Annotated in this window: 17 protein-coding genes; 12 read left to right on the top strand and 5 right to left on the bottom strand. The window is 39.6% G+C overall.

Annotated elements, in window-relative coordinates; genetic code table 11:
* Positions 1-21: 21 nt before the first annotated feature.
* The gene (locus tag J8Z25_RS08835; RefSeq protein WP_250660920.1) at positions 22-1,203 is read right to left on the bottom strand and encodes a thiolase family protein; all 1,182 of its coding nucleotides are present in this window, start codon (positions 1,201-1,203) and stop codon (positions 22-24) included.
* A gap of 341 nt (positions 1,204-1,544) precedes the next feature.
* Between J8Z25_RS08835 and J8Z25_RS08840 the strand changes: the two genes are divergently transcribed.
* From J8Z25_RS08840 to J8Z25_RS08880, 9 genes are all read left to right on the top strand, one after another.
* Positions 1,545-1,979, top strand: a complete 435-nt coding sequence (locus J8Z25_RS08840) for a MerR family transcriptional regulator (protein WP_054553803.1) — start codon at positions 1,545-1,547, stop codon at positions 1,977-1,979.
* A 44-nt stretch (positions 1,980-2,023) separates the two neighbouring features.
* Positions 2,024-3,199 (top strand): isovaleryl-CoA dehydrogenase, encoded by a 1,176-nt coding sequence (locus J8Z25_RS08845; RefSeq protein WP_130051462.1) that lies wholly within the window; start codon positions 2,024-2,026, stop codon positions 3,197-3,199.
* 9 nt (positions 3,200-3,208) lie between these two features.
* Positions 3,209-4,816 (top strand): carboxyl transferase domain-containing protein, encoded by a 1,608-nt coding sequence (locus J8Z25_RS08850; protein WP_130051461.1) that lies wholly within the window; start codon positions 3,209-3,211, stop codon positions 4,814-4,816.
* A gap of 10 nt (positions 4,817-4,826) precedes the next feature.
* Entirely contained in the window at positions 4,827-5,597 is a 771-nt protein-coding gene (locus tag J8Z25_RS08855) for an enoyl-CoA hydratase/isomerase family protein (RefSeq protein WP_250660921.1), read from the top strand.
* An 8-nt stretch (positions 5,598-5,605) separates the two neighbouring features.
* Positions 5,606-7,570 carry an acetyl/propionyl/methylcrotonyl-CoA carboxylase subunit alpha gene (locus J8Z25_RS08860; RefSeq protein ID WP_250660922.1) on the top strand — a complete coding sequence of 655 codons (1,965 nt, stop codon included), beginning with the start codon at positions 5,606-5,608 and terminating at the stop codon, positions 7,568-7,570.
* Positions 7,570-8,475: a hydroxymethylglutaryl-CoA lyase gene (locus J8Z25_RS08865; protein ID WP_178926994.1), complete on the top strand. Its 906-nt coding sequence runs from the start codon at positions 7,570-7,572 to the stop codon at positions 8,473-8,475. The genes J8Z25_RS08860 and J8Z25_RS08865 overlap by 1 nt, the downstream gene beginning before the upstream one ends.
* Positions 8,476-8,486: 11 nt before the next feature.
* A complete protein-coding gene (locus tag J8Z25_RS08870; protein WP_130051457.1) occupies positions 8,487-9,185 on the top strand; it encodes a CoA transferase subunit A in 699 nt (232 codons plus the stop codon).
* Between the two features lie 11 nt (positions 9,186-9,196).
* Positions 9,197-9,853 (top strand): 3-oxoacid CoA-transferase subunit B, encoded by a 657-nt coding sequence (locus J8Z25_RS08875; RefSeq protein WP_054561524.1) that lies wholly within the window; start codon positions 9,197-9,199, stop codon positions 9,851-9,853.
* A 387-nt stretch (positions 9,854-10,240) separates the two neighbouring features.
* A complete protein-coding gene (locus J8Z25_RS08880; protein WP_130051456.1) occupies positions 10,241-11,119 on the top strand; it encodes a LysR family transcriptional regulator in 879 nt (292 codons plus the stop codon).
* A 50-nt stretch (positions 11,120-11,169) separates the two neighbouring features.
* On the opposite strand, the gene J8Z25_RS08885 is transcribed toward J8Z25_RS08880, so the two are convergent.
* The gene (locus J8Z25_RS08885) at positions 11,170-11,517 is read right to left on the bottom strand and encodes a hypothetical protein (protein WP_250660923.1); all 348 of its coding nucleotides are present in this window, start codon (positions 11,515-11,517) and stop codon (positions 11,170-11,172) included.
* Positions 11,518-11,616: 99 nt separating this feature from the next.
* The gene (locus J8Z25_RS08890) at positions 11,617-12,069 is read right to left on the bottom strand and encodes a hypothetical protein (RefSeq protein WP_167657628.1); all 453 of its coding nucleotides are present in this window, start codon (positions 12,067-12,069) and stop codon (positions 11,617-11,619) included.
* A 309-nt stretch (positions 12,070-12,378) separates the two neighbouring features.
* Between J8Z25_RS08890 and J8Z25_RS08895 the strand changes: the two genes are divergently transcribed.
* Positions 12,379-12,801 (top strand): hypothetical protein, encoded by a 423-nt coding sequence (locus tag J8Z25_RS08895; protein ID WP_167657627.1) that lies wholly within the window; start codon positions 12,379-12,381, stop codon positions 12,799-12,801.
* Between the two features lie 22 nt (positions 12,802-12,823).
* Here J8Z25_RS08895 and J8Z25_RS08900 read toward each other — a convergent pair whose 3' ends face one another.
* The gene (locus J8Z25_RS08900) at positions 12,824-13,789 is read right to left on the bottom strand and encodes a DUF5700 domain-containing putative Zn-dependent protease (protein ID WP_250660924.1); all 966 of its coding nucleotides are present in this window, start codon (positions 13,787-13,789) and stop codon (positions 12,824-12,826) included.
* A 373-nt stretch (positions 13,790-14,162) separates the two neighbouring features.
* Positions 14,163-15,602, bottom strand: coding sequence for a serine hydrolase domain-containing protein (locus tag J8Z25_RS08910; RefSeq protein ID WP_250660925.1), 1,440 nt, complete (start codon positions 15,600-15,602; stop codon positions 14,163-14,165).
* 160 nt (positions 15,603-15,762) lie between these two features.
* Between J8Z25_RS08910 and J8Z25_RS08915 the strand changes: the two genes are divergently transcribed.
* Complete coding sequence (locus J8Z25_RS08915) at positions 15,763-17,802, top strand: winged helix-turn-helix domain-containing protein (protein ID WP_250660926.1); 2,040 nt, start codon at positions 15,763-15,765, stop codon at positions 17,800-17,802.
* A gap of 287 nt (positions 17,803-18,089) precedes the next feature.
* Positions 18,090-18,509: a tetratricopeptide repeat protein gene (locus J8Z25_RS08920; protein WP_063705413.1), complete on the top strand. Its 420-nt coding sequence runs from the start codon at positions 18,090-18,092 to the stop codon at positions 18,507-18,509.
* The last annotated feature ends 148 nt before the right edge of the window (positions 18,510-18,657 follow it).

Here is an 18,657-nt window from a genome sequence, read left to right on the forward strand (position 1 = left end):
AGATTAAGTTCGAAAACGTAATTAAATTGCTTCGACTGCCATAGCAACAGCTTCACCACCACCGATGCACAGTGAGGCAACACCTTTGCTAAGACCACGATTCTTTAATGCATGAATTAACGTTACTAAGATACGCGCGCCACTGGCACCAATTGGGTGGCCGAGTGCACAGGCACCGCCATTGACATTTACTTTGCTTTCATCAAGCTTTAACTCGTTAATTGCAAGCATAGTCACCATCGCAAAGGCTTCATTGATTTCCCATAAATCAACATCATTAACAGACCAACCTGCTTTTTCTAAAAGCGATTGCATAGCGCCAACCGGTGCTAACGTAAATTCGCTAGGTGCTTGTGAATGTGTGCTATGAGCAACGATACGACAAAGTGGTGTTAAACCTTGTGCTTTAGCATCTGATTCACGCATTAACACAAGCGCTGCTGCACCATCAGAAATTGATGAAGAGTTTGCAGCTGTAATAGTGCCGTCTTTTTTGAATGCAGGACGTAAACCAGGGATTTTATCAGGACGTGCATTACCTGGTTGTTCATCAATCGCAACAGTCACATCACCTTTACGCGTAGAAATAGTATGCGCTGCAATCTCGTTCACAAATGCGCCGGTTTCAATCGCGTTGTTTGCTTTAGTCAGTGAGCTAAGTGCAAAATTATCCATTTGTTCACGACCAATTGAATACTGATCGGCAGTGTCTTGAGCAAAACAACCCATTGCTTTGTTGTCGTAAGCATCTTCAAGGCCATCACACATCATGTGATCTTTTACTTCTCCATGACCCATACGCATACCTGAACGTGCATTCGGTAACATATAAGGCGCGTTACTCATGCTCTCCATGCCACCAGCAACCGCTGAGTTGATAGAGCCTGATTTAATTAAGTCATGGGCAAACATCGCAGCCTTTAAGCCAGAGCCACACACTTTATTAATTGTTGTTGCACCAGTACCTTGATTAAGGCCCGCTTTTAACATCGCTTGGCGCGCAGGTGCTTGACCAAGACCAGCTGGTAATACACAACCCATAATTACTTCATCAATCTTATCGGCTGATAAACCGGCTTGCTCTAAGCTACTTTTAATAGCTGTAGCACCTAAATCAGTTGCGTGTGCACCACTTAGTGCGCCCATAAAACCACCCATTGGGGTACGTTTTGCGGCAACAATAACAACGGCTTCAGTAGTCATAATTGGCTCCATGTAAGTGGTTATCATCATGTGTTCAAATCATGTGTAACCAAACAGTTAATTTGTTATAGTTTAAATTCGATTTAATTCAGCATACATAATATTTACGTTTACGCCAACGTAAATCTAAAATCAACTTTTTTGCGGCCGCTAAAACTGTAAACTTATCTGTATTTTGTTGTATTAAAAATCGAACATCTGCTTACAAGGCTAGATAAATTAGGCTTTTCAACAAATCCAACCAGTTATCTTTATAAGTCTAAAGTATAACTCCCAAATCACCCTTTACCTTTACGTAAACTTCACTTATATTGGTGTTATTCGAATGAGGTAAATAAATCATGAAACAAGACAATCAAACAAACTTCGAAAGCGCAGCAGTTGAACCTGCTAGCAATGAGCAAACGTTTAGTATCAGCGAACTAGCAAAAGAATTTGATATTACAACCCGCTCTATCCGCTTTTATGAAGACCAAGGGCTGATCTCACCTGATCGCAATGGTCAAACCCGTATTTATTCAAAACGCGACAAAGTAAGGCTAAAACTTATTCTACGCGGTAAACGCTTAGGTTTTACCTTGGCTGAAACGGGCCGTTTGTTTGAACTTTACGATGCAGATAAATCAAGTGCAAAACAGCTTGTGACTATGCTTGACCTTATCGCAGAGAAAAAAGCGGACCTAAGCCAACAAATGGACGACATTAAAGTCGTACTGATGGAATTGGTTACAGCAGAACGTCGCTGTCGTGAAACCCTTAATAATTTAGACGAATAACCTGACAACAATCTCGTCAACAGACTCTCACAGGAACACACATTATGAGCACTATTTCACTATACAAAGAAATGAACTTCGGACTTGGCGAAACAGCAGACATGATCCGCGATCACGTTAATAGCTTTGCTAGCCAAGAAATTGCCCCACTTGCGGAACAAACAGATTTAGACAATGCCTTCCCTAATCAACTTTGGCCACAGCTTGGTGAAATGGGTTTATTGGGTATGACAGTGCCGGAAGAGTTTGGCGGTGCAGGCCTTGGTTACCTTGAACATGTCATTGCAATGGAAGAAATTAGCCGTGCAAGTGCATCGATTGGTTTAAGTTATGGTGCTCATTCAAACTTATGTGTTAACCAAATTAACCGTAATGGTACTCAAGCACAAAAAGAAAAATACCTGCCTAAGCTAATCAGTGGTGAGCACATTGGTGCCCTTGCGATGAGTGAGCCAAATGCTGGTTCTGACGTAGTTTCAATGAAATTAAAAGCTGAGAAAAAAGGCGATGTATTTGTGCTTAACGGTAACAAGATGTGGATCACAAATGGTCCAGATGCCGATACCTTTGTTATCTATGCAAAAACAGACTTAAATGCCGGCCCTAAAGGGATTACAGCTTTCATCGTAGAGCGTAACACGCCTGGATTCTCAACAGCGCAAAAGCTAGACAAGCTTGGTATGCGCGGCTCTAACACCTGTGAATTAGTGTTCGAAAACTGTGAAGTACCAGCAGAAAACATTCTAGGTAACTTAAACGAAGGCGTAAAAGTACTTATGAGTGGTCTTGATTATGAGCGTGTTGTACTAGCAGCTGGCCCGCTTGGCATTATGCAAGCATGTATGGACATTGTTGTTCCTTATATTCATGAGCGTAAGCAATTTGATAGCCCAATTGGTCAATTCCAGCTTATTCAAGGCAAAATCGCTGACATGTACACGCAAATGAATGCAGCTCGTTCATACGTTTACACGGTAGCGCGTGCCTGTGACCGCGGTGAAACAACTCGTAAAGATGCTGCTGGTGCGATTTTATATGCGGCAGAGCTTGCGACTAAAATGGCGCTTGATGCTATCCAAATCTTAGGTGGTAATGGTTATATCAACGAATATGCGACAGGTCGTTTATTACGTGATGCAAAACTATATGAAATTGGCGCAGGTACATCTGAAATCCGCCGCATGCTAATTGGCCGCGAATTATTCACTGAAAGCCGATAGGACCTTGTTATGACGATTTTAAAATCGAGTGTAAATCCACACGATCCGCAATTTTTGCAAAATCACGACAACATGGCAGCACTCGTAAGTGACTTGCGTGAAAAGGTAGCTGATATCCGTTTAGGTGGTGGTCCAGCCCTGATTGAGCGTCATCAAGGCCGTGGTAAATTATTTGTTCGAGACCGTATTGAAACGCTACTTGATGAAGGCTCGCCATTTTTAGAGATTTCTCAATTTGCTGCCTTTGGTGTGTACGAACAAGCTATTCCATGTGCGGGTGTTGTTGCCGGTATTGGTCGTGTGAAAGGCGTTGAATGTATGATCATCGCCAATGATGCAACTGTAAAAGGCGGTACATACTTTCCACTAACGGTGAAAAAACATCTACGTGCACAAGATATCGCAGAACGTTGTCATTTACCGTGTATTTATTTAGTTGATTCAGGCGGTGCAAACCTGCCTGAACAAGATGATGTATTTCCAGATAAATTACACTTTGGCCGTATTTTCTACAATCAGGCACGTATGTCTGGTAAAGGCATTCCACAAATAGCGGTCGTAATGGGTTTATGTACCGCAGGTGGAGCATATGTACCGGCTATGGCTGATGAAAGTATTATCGTAAAAGAACAAGGTACAATTTTCTTAGCAGGTCCGCCACTGGTTAAAGCGGCTACAGGTGAAGAAGTGAGTGCTGAAGAGCTGGGTGGTGCTGATGTTCACTGTAAAACATCAGGTGTTGCCGACCACTATGCTGAAAACGATACTCATGCACTTTCTATCGCGCGCCAATGTATCGAACGAATTAACTATCAGCGCCCTACTGCACCCTTACTTGATGATGTTAAACCGCCGCGTTACGACATTAACGAAATATACGGCATTGTTGGTACTGACCTTAAAAAGCCATTTGATGTCCGCGAAGTGATTGCCCGTGTTGTTGATGATTCATCATTTGATGAATTTAAACGCTATTTTGGCGAAACCTTAGTAACCGGCTTTGCAAAAATATTTGGTCACCCTGTCGGTATTGTTGCCAACAACGGCATTTTATTCAGTGAATCAGCGCAAAAAGGCGCGCACTTTATACAACTATGTGCACAACGCAAAATCCCTTTGGTGTTTTTACAAAACATTACTGGCTTTATGGTTGGTAAAAAATACGAAGCCGAAGGCATCGCCAAACATGGTGCAAAAATGGTAACCGCTGTTTCATGTGCTGATGTGCCAAAATTCACCGTGTTAATTGGTGGCTCGTATGGTGCAGGTAACTACGGTATGTGTGGCCGCGCGTTTGAACCAACCATGATGTGGATGTGGCCAAATGCCCGTATCTCTGTGATGGGTGGTGAACAAGCTGCTGGCGTTCTTGCACAAGTTAAACAAGACGGTTTAGCCCGTAAAGGCGAAAGCATGACTGATGAGCAAGTCAGCGAGTTTAAAAAGCCAATTATCGAGCAATACGAAAAACAAGGTCATCCATATTACGCCAGTGCCCGCCTTTGGGATGATGGCATTATCGATCCTGCTGATACTCGCAATGTATTAGGGCTTGCCTTAAGCGCAGCTAAAAATGCACCAGAGCGCGATTCACAGTTCGGCGTATTTAGAATGTAATGGAGGCCTTATGTCAGTAACACTCGAAATAACAAAATCAAATGTGGCTGTGCTGGTACTAAGTCGCCCTGAAAAACACAATGCATTTAACGAAGAAGTCATCAGTGAGCTGATCCGTTTAATTGAACATGCAAATAGCTGTGATGTGCGCGCACTGGTTCTTAAAACCGAAGGTAAGCATTTCTCTGCTGGCGCTGATTTAAACTGGATGAAATCTATGGCTGGCAATGACTTTGCTGAAAACTTAGCGGATTCAATGCAGCTCGCTAAGCTTATGAAAGTACTTGCTACAAGCCCTCACCCAACGGTTTGTGCAGTGCAAGGTGCAGCCTTTGGCGGTGCATTAGGCTTAATTGCCTGTTGTGATATAGCTATATGTCAAGACGATGCACAATTTTGCCTAAGTGAAGTAAAGCTAGGTCTCGTTCCTGCAGTTATCAGCCCTTATGTTATTAAAGCCATTGGTGAGCGCGCTGCACGTCGTTATTTTTTAACGGCAGAGATATTTGACGCTCACACGGCTAAGCAACTTGGTTTAATTCACCAGGTCACTGGCGATTTACAAACAGCCCTCGACAAACACTTACAAAGTCTGGTTAACAATGGTCCTGTCGCTGTCAAAGCAGCGAAGCAGCTTATTAATGATGTCGCAGGTAAAGAAATTGAGGATGCACTTATTGAATTAACCGCTGAGCGCATTGCACGCATTCGTGTATCTGAAGAAGGCCAAGAAGGTCTCACTGCTTTTTTTGAAAAACGTGTCCCTAACTGGCAGAAATAGGAACCATTATGACAACAAAATCATTGAAAAAAATTCTCGTTGCCAACCGTGGTGAAATTGCCTGCCGTGTTATGCGTACAGCTAAACAAATGGGCTTAACGACGGTCGCTGTGTACTCAGATGCGGATAAACATGCTCAACATGTAAAGCTAGCTGATGAGGCGTATCACATTGGCCCTGCACCAAGTAAAGATTCATACCTAGTAGCAGACAAAATCATCGACGTTGCTAAACATGCAGATGTTGATTGTATTCACCCTGGTTATGGTTTTTTATCTGAGAACTGTGACTTTGCACTAGCATGCGAAAAAAATGATATCGCTTTTATTGGCCCGCCAGCATCAAGCATTGAAGCCATGGGCTCAAAAACCCGTGCTAAAGAAATTATGCACCAAGCAAATGTGCCTTTAGTGCCTGGTTATTATGGTGACAATCAAGATACTGATTTCTTACAAGCAGAAGCTGAAAAAATTGGTTATCCAGTACTAATCAAAGCAGCCTTTGGTGGCGGTGGTAAAGGCATGCGAGTTGTTGAACACGCAAAAAACTTTATCAGTGCACTTGAAGGCGCAAAACGTGAAGCTAAAGCCGGGTTTGGTAACGACTTAGTACTTCTAGAGCGCTATGTCACTAAACCTCGCCATGTTGAAGTACAAGTTTTTGCCGATAGTCATGGTAACTGTGTGTACTTAGGCGATCGTGACTGTTCTTTACAACGACGTCACCAAAAAGTAATTGAAGAGGCCCCAGCACCTGGTTTATCTGATGCACTTCGCAAAGAAATGGGTGAAGCAGCGGTACGTTGTGCCCAAGCGATTAACTATCGCGGTGCAGGTACGGTTGAGTTTTTATTATGCGGTGATGAATTCTTCTTCATGGAAATGAACACCCGTTTACAGGTAGAGCACCCAGTAACAGAAATGGTAACTGGTGTTGATTTGGTGAATTGGCAAATCAACATTGCGGCAGGTCAAGCATTACCTCTTAACCAAGCTGATATTCAGCTACAAGGCCACAGTTTTGAAGCGCGTATTTATGCGGAAGATCCTAGCAATGACTTTATTCCGTGTTCTGGTCACATTGACGCCCTATTTACACCGAACGAATCTGAATTTGTACGAATAGATACAGGCATTGCAGCAGGTGATGAAATTAGCCCGTTCTACGACCCTATGATCGCTAAATTAATTGTTCATGACGATAACCGCGAGGCAGCACTGGGGCGTTTATCGAAAGCACTTGAGCAATTTCACCTAGCAGGTTTTAGTTGTAACGTTAATTTCTTACATAACCTTACTAACCACCCTACTTTTAAAGCAGGTGCACCCGATACGCACTTTATTGAAGACCAAGGTGAGCGCCTTGTTGCTAAAAACGAGCAACAGTCAGTTATTGCAACCGTGGTGGCAGCCTATGCGTATGCACATCAACTAAAAGGTGAAAGCAGCAGCCCATGGCAACAATTAACAGGCTTTATGCTAAACAGTGACGCTAAAACCACGATTCCGTTTGTTGATCTAGACGTTCATGCGGTTAAAACCTCAGATGGTTTTAGAATAAGCCTTGACGGGGTTGACTATACAACTTCGGGCAACGTTGAAAATGGCCTTGCAAACCTAGTCGTTAATGGCGAAAAAGTTGTTGCTCATATTAATCAAACAGACTCTCACATCACAGTGATGTACAAAGCACAACAAAAGGTGCTTGAGCTGATTGATAAACACTATATTAGTGAGCACGAAAGTGATGCACTACCACTTGCCGCGCCACTCAACGGTACTGTTGTTAAGCATTTAGTTGAGGTAGGTAGTACTGTTTCTAAAGGTGATGCGGTCGTCATTATTGAAGCTATGAAAATGGAATACACCCTTAATGCCCCGCATGATGGCGTATTAACGAGCTATTGCTTTGCTGAAGGTGAACTGGTGAGTCACGGTGATATGCTAGCGATTGTTGAAGAGCCGGAGGCGTAATGGCACAGTTTCCTGATTTTGTTCGCATTGTAGAAGTTGGCGCCAGAGACGGTTTACAAAATGAAGCAGCCGTTAGTACTCAAGATAAAGTAGCACTGATCAACGCCCTAGCTGAAGCTGGTCTTAAAGATATTGAAGCAGGCGCATTTGTGTCACCTAAATGGGTGCCACAAATGGCTGATTCTAGCGATGTAATAAGCGCTTTAAATTTACCAGACGTTAATTTAAGTGCCCTCACCCCGAATTTACGTGGTGCAGAAGCAGCTAAACAAGTAGACATACAAGAATTTGCTATCTTTACAGCTGCAAGCGAAGCGTTTTGTCAAAAGAACATCAACTGCTCTATTGATGAAAGTATTGATCGCTTTAAAGATGTCATGGATTTTGCCAAAGCGAATAACATTCGTGTTAGAGGCTACGTTAGCTGCGTTATGGGTTGCCCATATCAAGGTGATGTCGACTACAATGATGTATTAAAAGTATCAGAGCGATTACTCGAGCTTGGTTGTTACGAAATTAGCCTAGGTGACACCATTGGTGTGGGTACGGCGAAAAAAGTTGATGAGTTATTAGATTTACTCTTGCAACATATTGATAAGTCGAAACTCGCTGTACATTTTCATGACACCTATGGACAAGCGCTCACAAATATTTACACCGCGCTAAACCGCGGTATAGCAACGGTTGACAGTGCTGTTGCAGGCCTAGGTGGTTGCCCTTATGCCAAAGGCGCGTCAGGAAATGTTGCCACTGAAGATGTAGTTTACTTACTACAAGGGCTTGGCATAGAGCATGGAATTGATTTAGAAAGACTGGCGAAAGCTGGTTGGGCTATTTGTAGTGCATTAAATAAACAACCTGTCAGCAAGGTATCACTTGCTCTAAAGAACACTCAGAATAATTAAGGAGTAGGCTCATGGCCGGTTTCGATAAGGTGGTTTCAAGTTATGAAGCTGCAATGGAAGGTTTAAAAGATGGCGATACCATTATCGCTGGTGGCTTTGGCTTATGTGGTATTCCTGAAGGACTTATCAGTGAAATTAAGCGTAAACAAACTAAAAACCTAACAGTTGTTTCGAACAACTGTGGTGTAGATGATTTTGGTTTAGGCATTTTACTTCACGATAAACAAATTAAAAAAATCATCGCTTCTTATGTTGGCGAGAATGCGCTTTTTGAACAACAACTTTTAAATGGCGAAATTGATGTAGTTTTGACACCGCAAGGGACGCTCGCTGAAAAAATGCGTGCTGGTGGTGCTGGTATTCCAGCATTTTATACTGCAACGGGTTACGGTACCCCTGTTGCCGAAGGTAAAGAAGTCAAAGAGTTTGATGGCCGCCCGTATATCTTAGAAGAATCAATTACTGGTGAGTTTGCCATTGTTAAAGCTTGGAAAGCAGACCGCTACGGTAATCTTGTATTTCGCCATACAGCAATGAACTTCAACCCGATGGCTGCGACAGCAGGTAAAATTACTGTTGCTGAAGTAGAAGAGATTGTAGAACCAGGTGAACTTGAGCCAAGCCAAATTCATACCCCAGGTATTTATGTTAATCGCGTGATCAAAGGCGACTTTGAAAAACGCATCGAACGTGTAACAACTCGCGATTAAGGAGCAATAAAATGGCATTATCACGTGAACAAGTTGCAATGCGTGTTGCACAAGAGCTACAAGATGGTTACTACGTAAACCTAGGTATTGGTATCCCTACTCTAGTTGCTAACTATGTCCCAGATGGCATCGAAGTCATGCTACAGTCTGAAAATGGCTTACTAGGCATGGGTGCGTACCCAACTAAAGACCAAGTTGATGCAGATATGATCAATGCGGGTAAAGAAACCGTGACAGCAGCCACAGGTGCAGCAATATTTAATAGTGCAGATAGTTTTGCCATGATACGGGGTGGTCATGTAGACTTAACAGTATTAGGTGCATTTGAAGTTGACCAGAACGGTAACATCGCATCGTGGATGATCCCAAAGAAGCTAATTAAAGGCATGGGTGGCGCGATGGACCTCGTTGCTGGCGCGAAGAATATTATTGTTACGATGACTCATGCAAGCAAGCATGGCGACTCTAAGTTATTAGAAAGTTGCACTTTACCGTTAACTGGGGTTAACTGTGTAAAGAAAATCGTAACTGATTTAGCCGTACTAGAAGTTAAAGACGGCGCATTTCATCTAATCGAACGCGCTCCAGGCGTGTCGGTAGACGAAATCATTAGCAAAACGGCAGGCAAATTGCTTGTTGAAGGTGATGTTCCAGAGATGGCTTTTTAAGCTACTCACATCCCATGTACCGACCTCATTCCCAGTGCCAATGGCGCTGAGTTACCCAAAATCCCTCGCAAGAGGGATTTTTTTTATCTAAAGTTAGCCTTTCGCCGCACCATTTTGTCACATAAATAGTATAAAATGCCCTACCTTAGTGAATCGCTAGTATCTATTACTTAGACTATTACCAAAAAGGTAAAACTGCTAAGATCACTTTTTTGCTAAACATTAGCCTAAACATAGATTAAACGAGCGATTCACGGCTGTTTTTTATACAATATAGCAAGAGTTAGCTATATTCATTCTTTAATCTCTATTTTTTAAATTTTGGGATAATAATTGCTTAGCAGTTAATTAACTAACAAGCGCTATTGAGACTTACTGAAATTAACTATGCAAACACCTATACGTGGCTTACGCTCATTTTGTTTTGCTGCTCGCACTCTTAGCTTTAAAGATGCAGCAAACCAGCTTTACCTTACGCCTTCTGCCGTAAGCCATCAGATCAAACAATTAGAAGAACAATTGGGTATTGAACTGTTCGAACGTCAAACCCGCTCTATCCGCTTAACTGCCGCTGGTAAGAATTTTTATGACTCTGTATCGCCGCTTATTAAAGCGCTAGAAAAAACCATCAATGAGTTTAGTCAGTTACAAGAAAATGTGACTATTAGTATTACGCTACCTGAGTTTTTCGCCAGTGAGCTTTTAATGCCAAAACTAAGCGAATGGACTAGCGAACATCCAAATACAAACTTACAGCTTAATACCTTAAAAACGCGTAAAGAACTGACTAAGCAAAGCGACTTGTCGATTGTATTGTCTTCGTCTAAACCGCATGAAGGCGTTGTACATGAGCTATTTTCGCTATCGTACACACCAGCTTGCAATAAAGAAAACTGGCAAGCATGGCAAGAAAACCCGTTTCAGGCCTTAAACGAAGTACCTCTTATTCTTCATAAAGCACGGCCGTGGGCTTGGCACCAATGGGCAGAGCATGCTGGTATTGATGACTTTGCACCAAAACAAATTATTCAGGTTGATAGTATGTTTGGTGTGGCACGTGCGGCTCAACAGGGCATGGGTATTGCTCTTATCCCCTTGCCAATTAGTCAAACTTGGTTTGATGAGCAGTGGTTATTTAATTTCACCGATATGCCACTAAAAACCAAAGATAAGTACTACTTAGTACAACACGAGCCGGCAGAAACCAATGCACAACTAGAGCTATTTATTAAATGGATGATAGATACTTTTAAACACCTTAAGTGAGTGATAGAGCGTAATGACCCTCAAGTTAATTGAGGGTCAATTTTTAAAATTTAGCTTTTAGACTTTGTCACCAAAATATTCACTTTGTTTTCACCAATTTCAAATGACGCTTTTTTACCATATTCCACAATAAAAGAAGGTGTAAAATAGCTGCCAGCGAGCGTGATTGATGTTTCTACAGCTGCTGTATTATTATGTTGTGGTATCACAGTAACTTCATAGCTAAACCCCTCACCTATAGAGATGGTCGCAGGTTGCTTTTCTTCCACCAGCATTACTGGCGATGCTAGTAAATCATTCGCTTTATAAACAACTGTTTCTACTTGAAAACTATCAGCTGCGAAACAACTTGTTGATACTAGTAATGCCCCTGCTATTAAACCTAACTGTTTTTTCATATATATTTCCTTATCTCATTTATAGGGTTTATCCGTAATTTATATCAGTTAGTACGTGTATTAGATACACAGAAATTTCTGAATCTCAAACTATCTCTGTTAAAGCTTTCGGTAATAAACATCAATGGTATGTGTTATGGCTTCATAGCGGTTATTTTCATGTTTAAAACACGCTTTGCGCTGCTCTTTCTCTTCGTAGTTTTTACCTGCAACAACGACTTGATCTAAAGTTTGTGAACGTGCACAAAATTGTCTTTTTGAAATTGTTTCTATTTTGACTGATTCAGCTTTTGAGCGCGGCAATGAACTAGGCTTTGGGTTTTGCTTCATGCCTTCAAGTAACTCAGCTTTAGTAACAGGCACAGTATCTGACCCTATCCCTGGAATATGTAATGTTTGTTTAATCGTATAGTTTTTACTTAATAATGGGGCAAACAAAGATACATCGTTGCTCAAATAAGCCTGCTCAAAATTAAGATAAACAGCGACTTTATCTTCAGCTGCATTGGCAATAACAGGCCCTATAAGTAACAACGCGAATATCAGTTTCATGGTTATACGCTTATTTTTATGAATAAACTCAATGACTATACATACCACCATAAAGTACCGATTTTATTTTTAATTAACAACAATTTGTTTGTTTTCCGTACTCTTTAGGTATTAAAACCCCGTGTCTACTTTATCGGGGTCAGATTCAGAAGGCTGACGGCTCAAAGATTAATTCACTGCATTAGACTAAAGTCTATAGGTTAAATTTCTTCATCTATTAGGTCATTTTTTATCGTTTGTTGAATTAGCGCTGTTCAATTAAAGTTCATTTGTCGGCGATTGATACCGATTTAAATAGAGGAAAAGATTATGTTTAGTACACTTATGAAACGCGTTGCACTTAGCTCTTTATTAACTTGTTCAGCTATGGCAGTGGCTGATCAAAGTGACTACAAATTGATGGTAATTGACCAGTCTATTACTGCTAATGTTGCAGAAAACCGTCAATACGAACAAGCATTTAATGACTGTGCTTTGAGTGTGAAAGATAAAAAGTTCTCTGAAGCTGAAACACTATGCTCAAAAGCAATCAGCTTACTAAGTTCTAGTAAAGTACCTAGTCATAAACGTCGCGAATTAACGTCGTTTACGTTAAGCAATCGTGGTGTTGCCCGCATCATGTCTGAAAACGACACTGCAGCACTGTCTGACTTTTACGAAGCAGTACAAATTTCAGGTAACGAGTTAGTTGAACACAACTTAACTCGTGCTAAAAAGAACTTAGCTTTATAAGTTCTCACAGAATTGTGTTGTCTCAAAACCCAGCTTCGGCTGGGTTTTGTCGTTTATGTGTTATTAGTTTTTTGTTTTGCGATTCTATTAATGAATCAAGCTCTTTAAGTAATAGGCTCTCTACGGTCTTTTTATCCAATTTTGCCAATTGTTCTAAGCTGTAATTTTTGCCAATTTCTTTAGCTAAAATATAACCTAGATAGTAACCTCTCCTGTATGGTAGGTTTGTCTCGTCCTGTGTGAAATTGAAAAATGAAGAATATGTTTCAGGCTTTATTGAATAAAACTTTTTCTTAAGGTCAACGAGAGAATACAGCTCTCTTGATTGAATCTTTTCAATCAGATTGTCAGGTATGTTTAGCATCAATTCATCATCACTCGCTGACGGGCTCAATTGATGTGAAACGTAAGTTGCTAAACCCTCAGTCCAAATCGAACACCATAGCTCAACATGACATTGAAATAAATTTTCATGATAAACATGAAATAGTTCGTGATGAAAAAATGGCGTATCATTTTTCCAATTATGATATTTGGCCATAAGATCGACACCAAACATTAAGTAAGACTTACCATTTAAATCACGAGTTGCACCATTGAACCTTCCAAGCGAGTGAAGTATGTAAATGGGTGTTTCAGATTTGAAATTGGGGAAAGTAGCAATGAATGATTCCATACTGCTATTTAAATCTTTAGATAAACGCTTATTTTTTGAGTGATACACCTCTTCTATTGCACTAAAACCCGCAATAGCTTTTAAAAAGCTTTTATCACTATAAAAAGGTGCAAATTGAGAAGCGAAATGTTGAGAGAACTGCTCTGCTCTCTTTTCTTGTGTCAAAGTCTGGGTTGACTGATATAAAGTATAAAAATCATCTGCGAGATTAATTACTTCGACGTCAGCTGACTGGACGTTAGCAAACGCCTTAAATGAAAGCACTCCAGATATGAATGTTGGCAGTAAAAGAGCTTTAGATAGATTTAGCATAATTATAATTAGTAATATTTGTCATGTTAAAGCCAGATACGTTGAGGCTTTGGTATTCCGTACGCCCAGTAGCTTTTTGAAATAAACCTGTAAATTACATCTATATCGAGGTCAGTTTTATCCGTGCTGATTTTATATGCTTGTACCAGTATCCCTTTATGATGTTAACACCTGTTATTTAAGAAGTTTAGTTTTAACAAAGTTACTAACCGATTGCTACATATAAAATTAGAGCGCATTTTAAACAAGGAATAGCCTACTGACACAAACACTGCCACAACGTAAAACCATTACATTGTTATTAAATTTAACAATAATAGATTTGCATGTTGTTTATTAGGGGCTTTAATACGCCCCTAATTTTAATTAATTTTTACAAACGCTTTATTAGTTGATCTACTTTTGCCACAACAGGCCATGCAGAAGATTGATAATTGCCTAACACAACTAAAATATACCCCTTGTCCATATACATATTTAGCCTGGCAGTCATACCTAAATGCGAACCATTATGCCCAACAATCGTATTTCCTTCTGAATTTCGGACTGAAAACCCATAGCCCCAGTTTGGCGCATTAAGTTCAGGCTTTGCTGTAAGGGCAACTTTAGAAAGCTCACGACTGAGTAACCCTCCATTTTGCATAGCCAAGGCGAACTTATGTAAATCGCCTACCGTTGAGTATCCACCACCTGCTGGCCCCCCTTTCACTGATTGAAACATTAAGTTTTCAGTTACTTGACCCGTTTCTACTGAGAACCAATAATTCCGAGCAGTGTTCTTGACCGGTACGTCTAGATCAAAACTTCCGCTTTGTTGCATGTTGGCTTTTTGATAAATATTTTTGTTAATGAAATCAAAATAACTTTCGCCAGTAACATTCTCAATAATCTGACCAAGTAATGTCACACCTGTATTGCTATATCGCCATTGTGTTCCAGGTTCAAATGTTGTGTTAATAGACGTGTATAAATGTTGAATATCTTTGAGTGAACGCACTTTATTTTCTATTTCGCCATACCCAGACATATTGCCAATACCCGATGTATGACTTAATAAATGTCGGATCTTAATTTTTTCAAAGTCGCCATTGCCTAAAAGGCTTTTATCAATAAATTTAGTTAACGAATCATCAAGAGATAGTTTGCCAGCTTCAACCAATTGCAATATAGCAACACTCGTAAACATCTTATTCATTGAGCCAATCTGAAACTTAGTATCTAAGTTATTTTTTACATCATAGCGATGTGAAGCGAGGCCATATGCAGCTTTAAATAAAACATTATTATGTTTGGCAAGTAGTATTGTGCCAGAGAAAGCGCCATTCTTAGCAAGCCTCTCAGTATATACTTTAACCTCGTTAACTAATTGAGACTCAGTAAATGAACCTTTAGAGTCTGGGTTTTGAGGGTCAGCCTCGATATACCAACCCGTAATTGCTTGTAATGGCTCATTATTAAAAAGAATAACCACCTCGTGCTGCATTTCGGTATTTTTTGAATACACTTTACTGATATGTCGTATACGATTATTTGAGGTTTCAAGCTCTGTTGAAATAACATTCAACTCGCCATGGAAAAGTGCGGTGTTGATAGAATAACCAACATATCGATCTTTGCCTGTACCATCCCAACGCGCAAGAGAGTCTGGCGAAAAGTTCTTTACTACAAATCCTTCAACCTTATTTAAATCTTTGCTGTTCAAAACAGTGATGAATTGATTAGCCAAATTGTTATAGTCTAGTTCTTTTGTTGCCTGTGCTTGTTGACTTATGCAAGAGATAAAAATTATAAGCGTAATTAAATATTGCTTCACTTTATATTCCTTTTACTATTTATTGATTAAGATGGCACTGGGCCTTTTGATAATTTTTTACTGTTATGAATCGTAAAAAGCGATGAAGCACCAATTAAGAAAACATTAAGAAAGCATTAAGCTTAAAATAACCAATAATAACAACAGGATAAGATTAGCTTTGAGTGTAAGTGAATTGCCAAATCAATTTTGTATTAATGACTTTCTGATTGATGTTGAAACTGGCGAGGTAGTAAGTGAAGGTAAAGTCCAAGTTATAGAACCTAAAGTGATGGCTCTTCTGCTGGTTTTTGCTCAAAGACCGCGACAAGTTCTATCGGCCGAAATGCTTTTTGAAATTGTCTGGCCACAGGCAATTTACAGTCCAAACTCAGTTCGAAGAAATATCGCACTTTTAAGGCAAGCATTGTCTGATGACAACAAAAGCATTATCAAAACACACCCAAAACGAGGCTACAGCCTTGACGCTCAAATACATTTTCCTGATAAGAAAGCAATCACCTCATCTAAAGAACTACTACACAAAAAATATTTAAAACAAACACTGTTACTTGTCCCTGTTCTATTTGTCTTTATATTGTTTTTTAGTTTCTTTAGCTCAAGTAATGACATTTCTCTAGAGAACCTTGAGCCAGTTACGGCAAGTAATGAGAAAGAACGCTTCATGCAAGTAAGCCCTGATGGACGGTTTGTCGCTTATATTCAAGCTACCAATAAACCAAACAAGCGAAAGCTTTTAATCAAAGACCTAAAATTAAATGCACATTGGCAACTAAATACAACCTTAAAAGCGTTTACCTATCTTGCATGGGATAAAAACACAAATGCACTGGTTTATTCATTTAAAGGAGAAGAAGGTATCTCATTTAACCGCTTACTACTGAATGAACAGGCTAAAGTAGTAAATGAAGAAAAGCTTTTCTCGCGTAGTGATATTACTTGGAACAGTTTATTTTTTATAGATGACCAGCAAAACCTTTATTATTTGGCTAATCGAAATAGCTCCGAGCACAGCCGAAATGTAAGCTTATATCGCCATAACTTGATAACTGGCAATTATGAAAAATTACTCCAGCCAAGTGATGACTTTAAACCTTATAAACTCGCTTTATCACCAGATCAAAAACAATTAGCATTAGTTGGGTTTAATGAAAATGCAATATCTGAAGTAAAGCTTTTAAACTTAGCGAGTAGCGAACTTACATCAGTCGGTAAAATCGATCATAACTGGCATTTTATGGATTGGTTTGAAGATGGTGATTCTTTGCTGCTAAGCAATGGCAGTGAGTTAAAGCAACTTAAATTAAGCGGAGAACTAACTACTCTGAATTTTAAAAGCTATAACTTTTTGGTTTATCCCCAAATAGTTAAAGACAAGCTTTATTTTATTGAAGCTAAGTCTGATCAAGATACCTTAATTAGTAGTTTAGATTTACTGCCTACTCCTACCAAAATTATAAACTCTAACACTATTGATAAAGGAGCTGCACTTTCACCGGATGAAAAACACATTGCCTACATGTCAATGAAACATGGACTACCTCAACTTTTTTTAAAAAATATAGAGAATGAAAAAGAAACATTATTGTTTGAGAACACTAAGCAAGAATTTGCTTTATCAAAGCCTATCTGGGACATCTCGGGAACCCGCATAGCAAGCAGTATAAATAACAAACCGTTTATTATTGAGTTTGAACAGAACCAATTCTCAGTCAGATGGTTAAATGAAATCATTGGTGAACCAATAGCGTGGTATAAAAAGTCAGATGCCATTTTGTTTGTTGATAAGAAAACTCACAATGACGAGATAGTTAGGTTTAATTTAACTACTAATCAGATAGTGTCATTGAACACACAATTGACCTATAAAGAAGTCTTTTTAAATGACAAAGACGAATTACTGAGCTTTCACAATGGCCGAGTTATCAGCAATGGAGACACTAACCTTTTAAATAATAAGCATTTTATTTTAAGTGTCTATCCACAGGAAAATGGTTTTTTCTATCAATACACACAAAATCAGACACCTACTATGAATTTTTATGATTATAAACAAGGTGTTCAAAATCTAAGTAAAGATTTTCAACAGTTTTGCGTAGTGTTTTGTAGCCAAATAACAGCACTAAACGGGAATACCATTTTATTAAAAGAACAACATGATACGGCAGATATTTTAGTTTTGAAAATAGCTCTAAAGTAATAGCCATTCTTCTAGATATCTGCCGTATACCTACAAATCTACTTGCTAGGGGCACTCTCTGAAATAAAGCAATGACATTAGTGTGTAAGTTTAATAGCTTAATTGGTTTTTTAATATTCAAATTCCCCCCCTCTACTACCCCGCCACACCTCAAATACTGAGTAATTACTCTATAGATTAAATTTCTTCATCTATCAGTTTTAATTTAATCGTTTGTTTAGCTTATAGGAATATTTTAAAGTTCACTCGTTGGCAAGAAACACCAACTTATTCAGAGGAAAACTATCATGTTAAAAACACTTGTAACCACTATTGCACTTAGCTCTTTATTAACTTGCTCAGCGATGGCAGTAGCCGATCAAGCTGATTATAAACTGATGGTTATTGAGCAAGCTCAAACTAATGACAATGCAACTAGCCAATACGAAACTGCCTTCAACCGCTGTGCATTAAGCGTTAAAGAAAAGAATTTTTCAGAAGCGGAAAGTCTGTGTACTCAAGCAATTTCTCTTCTAAGCACAAGTAAGGTACCAGGTTACAAACGCCGCGAATTAACATCGTTTGCACTTAGTAACCGTGGTGTTGCACGCATCATGTCTGAAAACGATACTGCTGCACTTTCTGACTTTTATGAAGCAGTGCAAATTTCTAAAAACGAACTTGTTAACCATAACTTAAGCCGCGCAAAACAAAACCTAGCGCTGTAAAAGTTACCCCAACCAAATTGTTGTCGAAAGCCCGGTTCTTGTGTGTTCTGACCGGGCTTTTTTTCGTCTTAAATATCTGCTTTATAGAATACTTTTCTTCACCTAACGGGTGCGATTATCTCGTTTGTCAGTTTTATACAGTGTTTCT

The organism is Pseudoalteromonas sp. SCSIO 43101, from assembly GCF_023650775.1.
Classification (GTDB): domain Bacteria; phylum Pseudomonadota; class Gammaproteobacteria; order Enterobacterales; family Alteromonadaceae; genus Pseudoalteromonas; species Pseudoalteromonas apostichopi.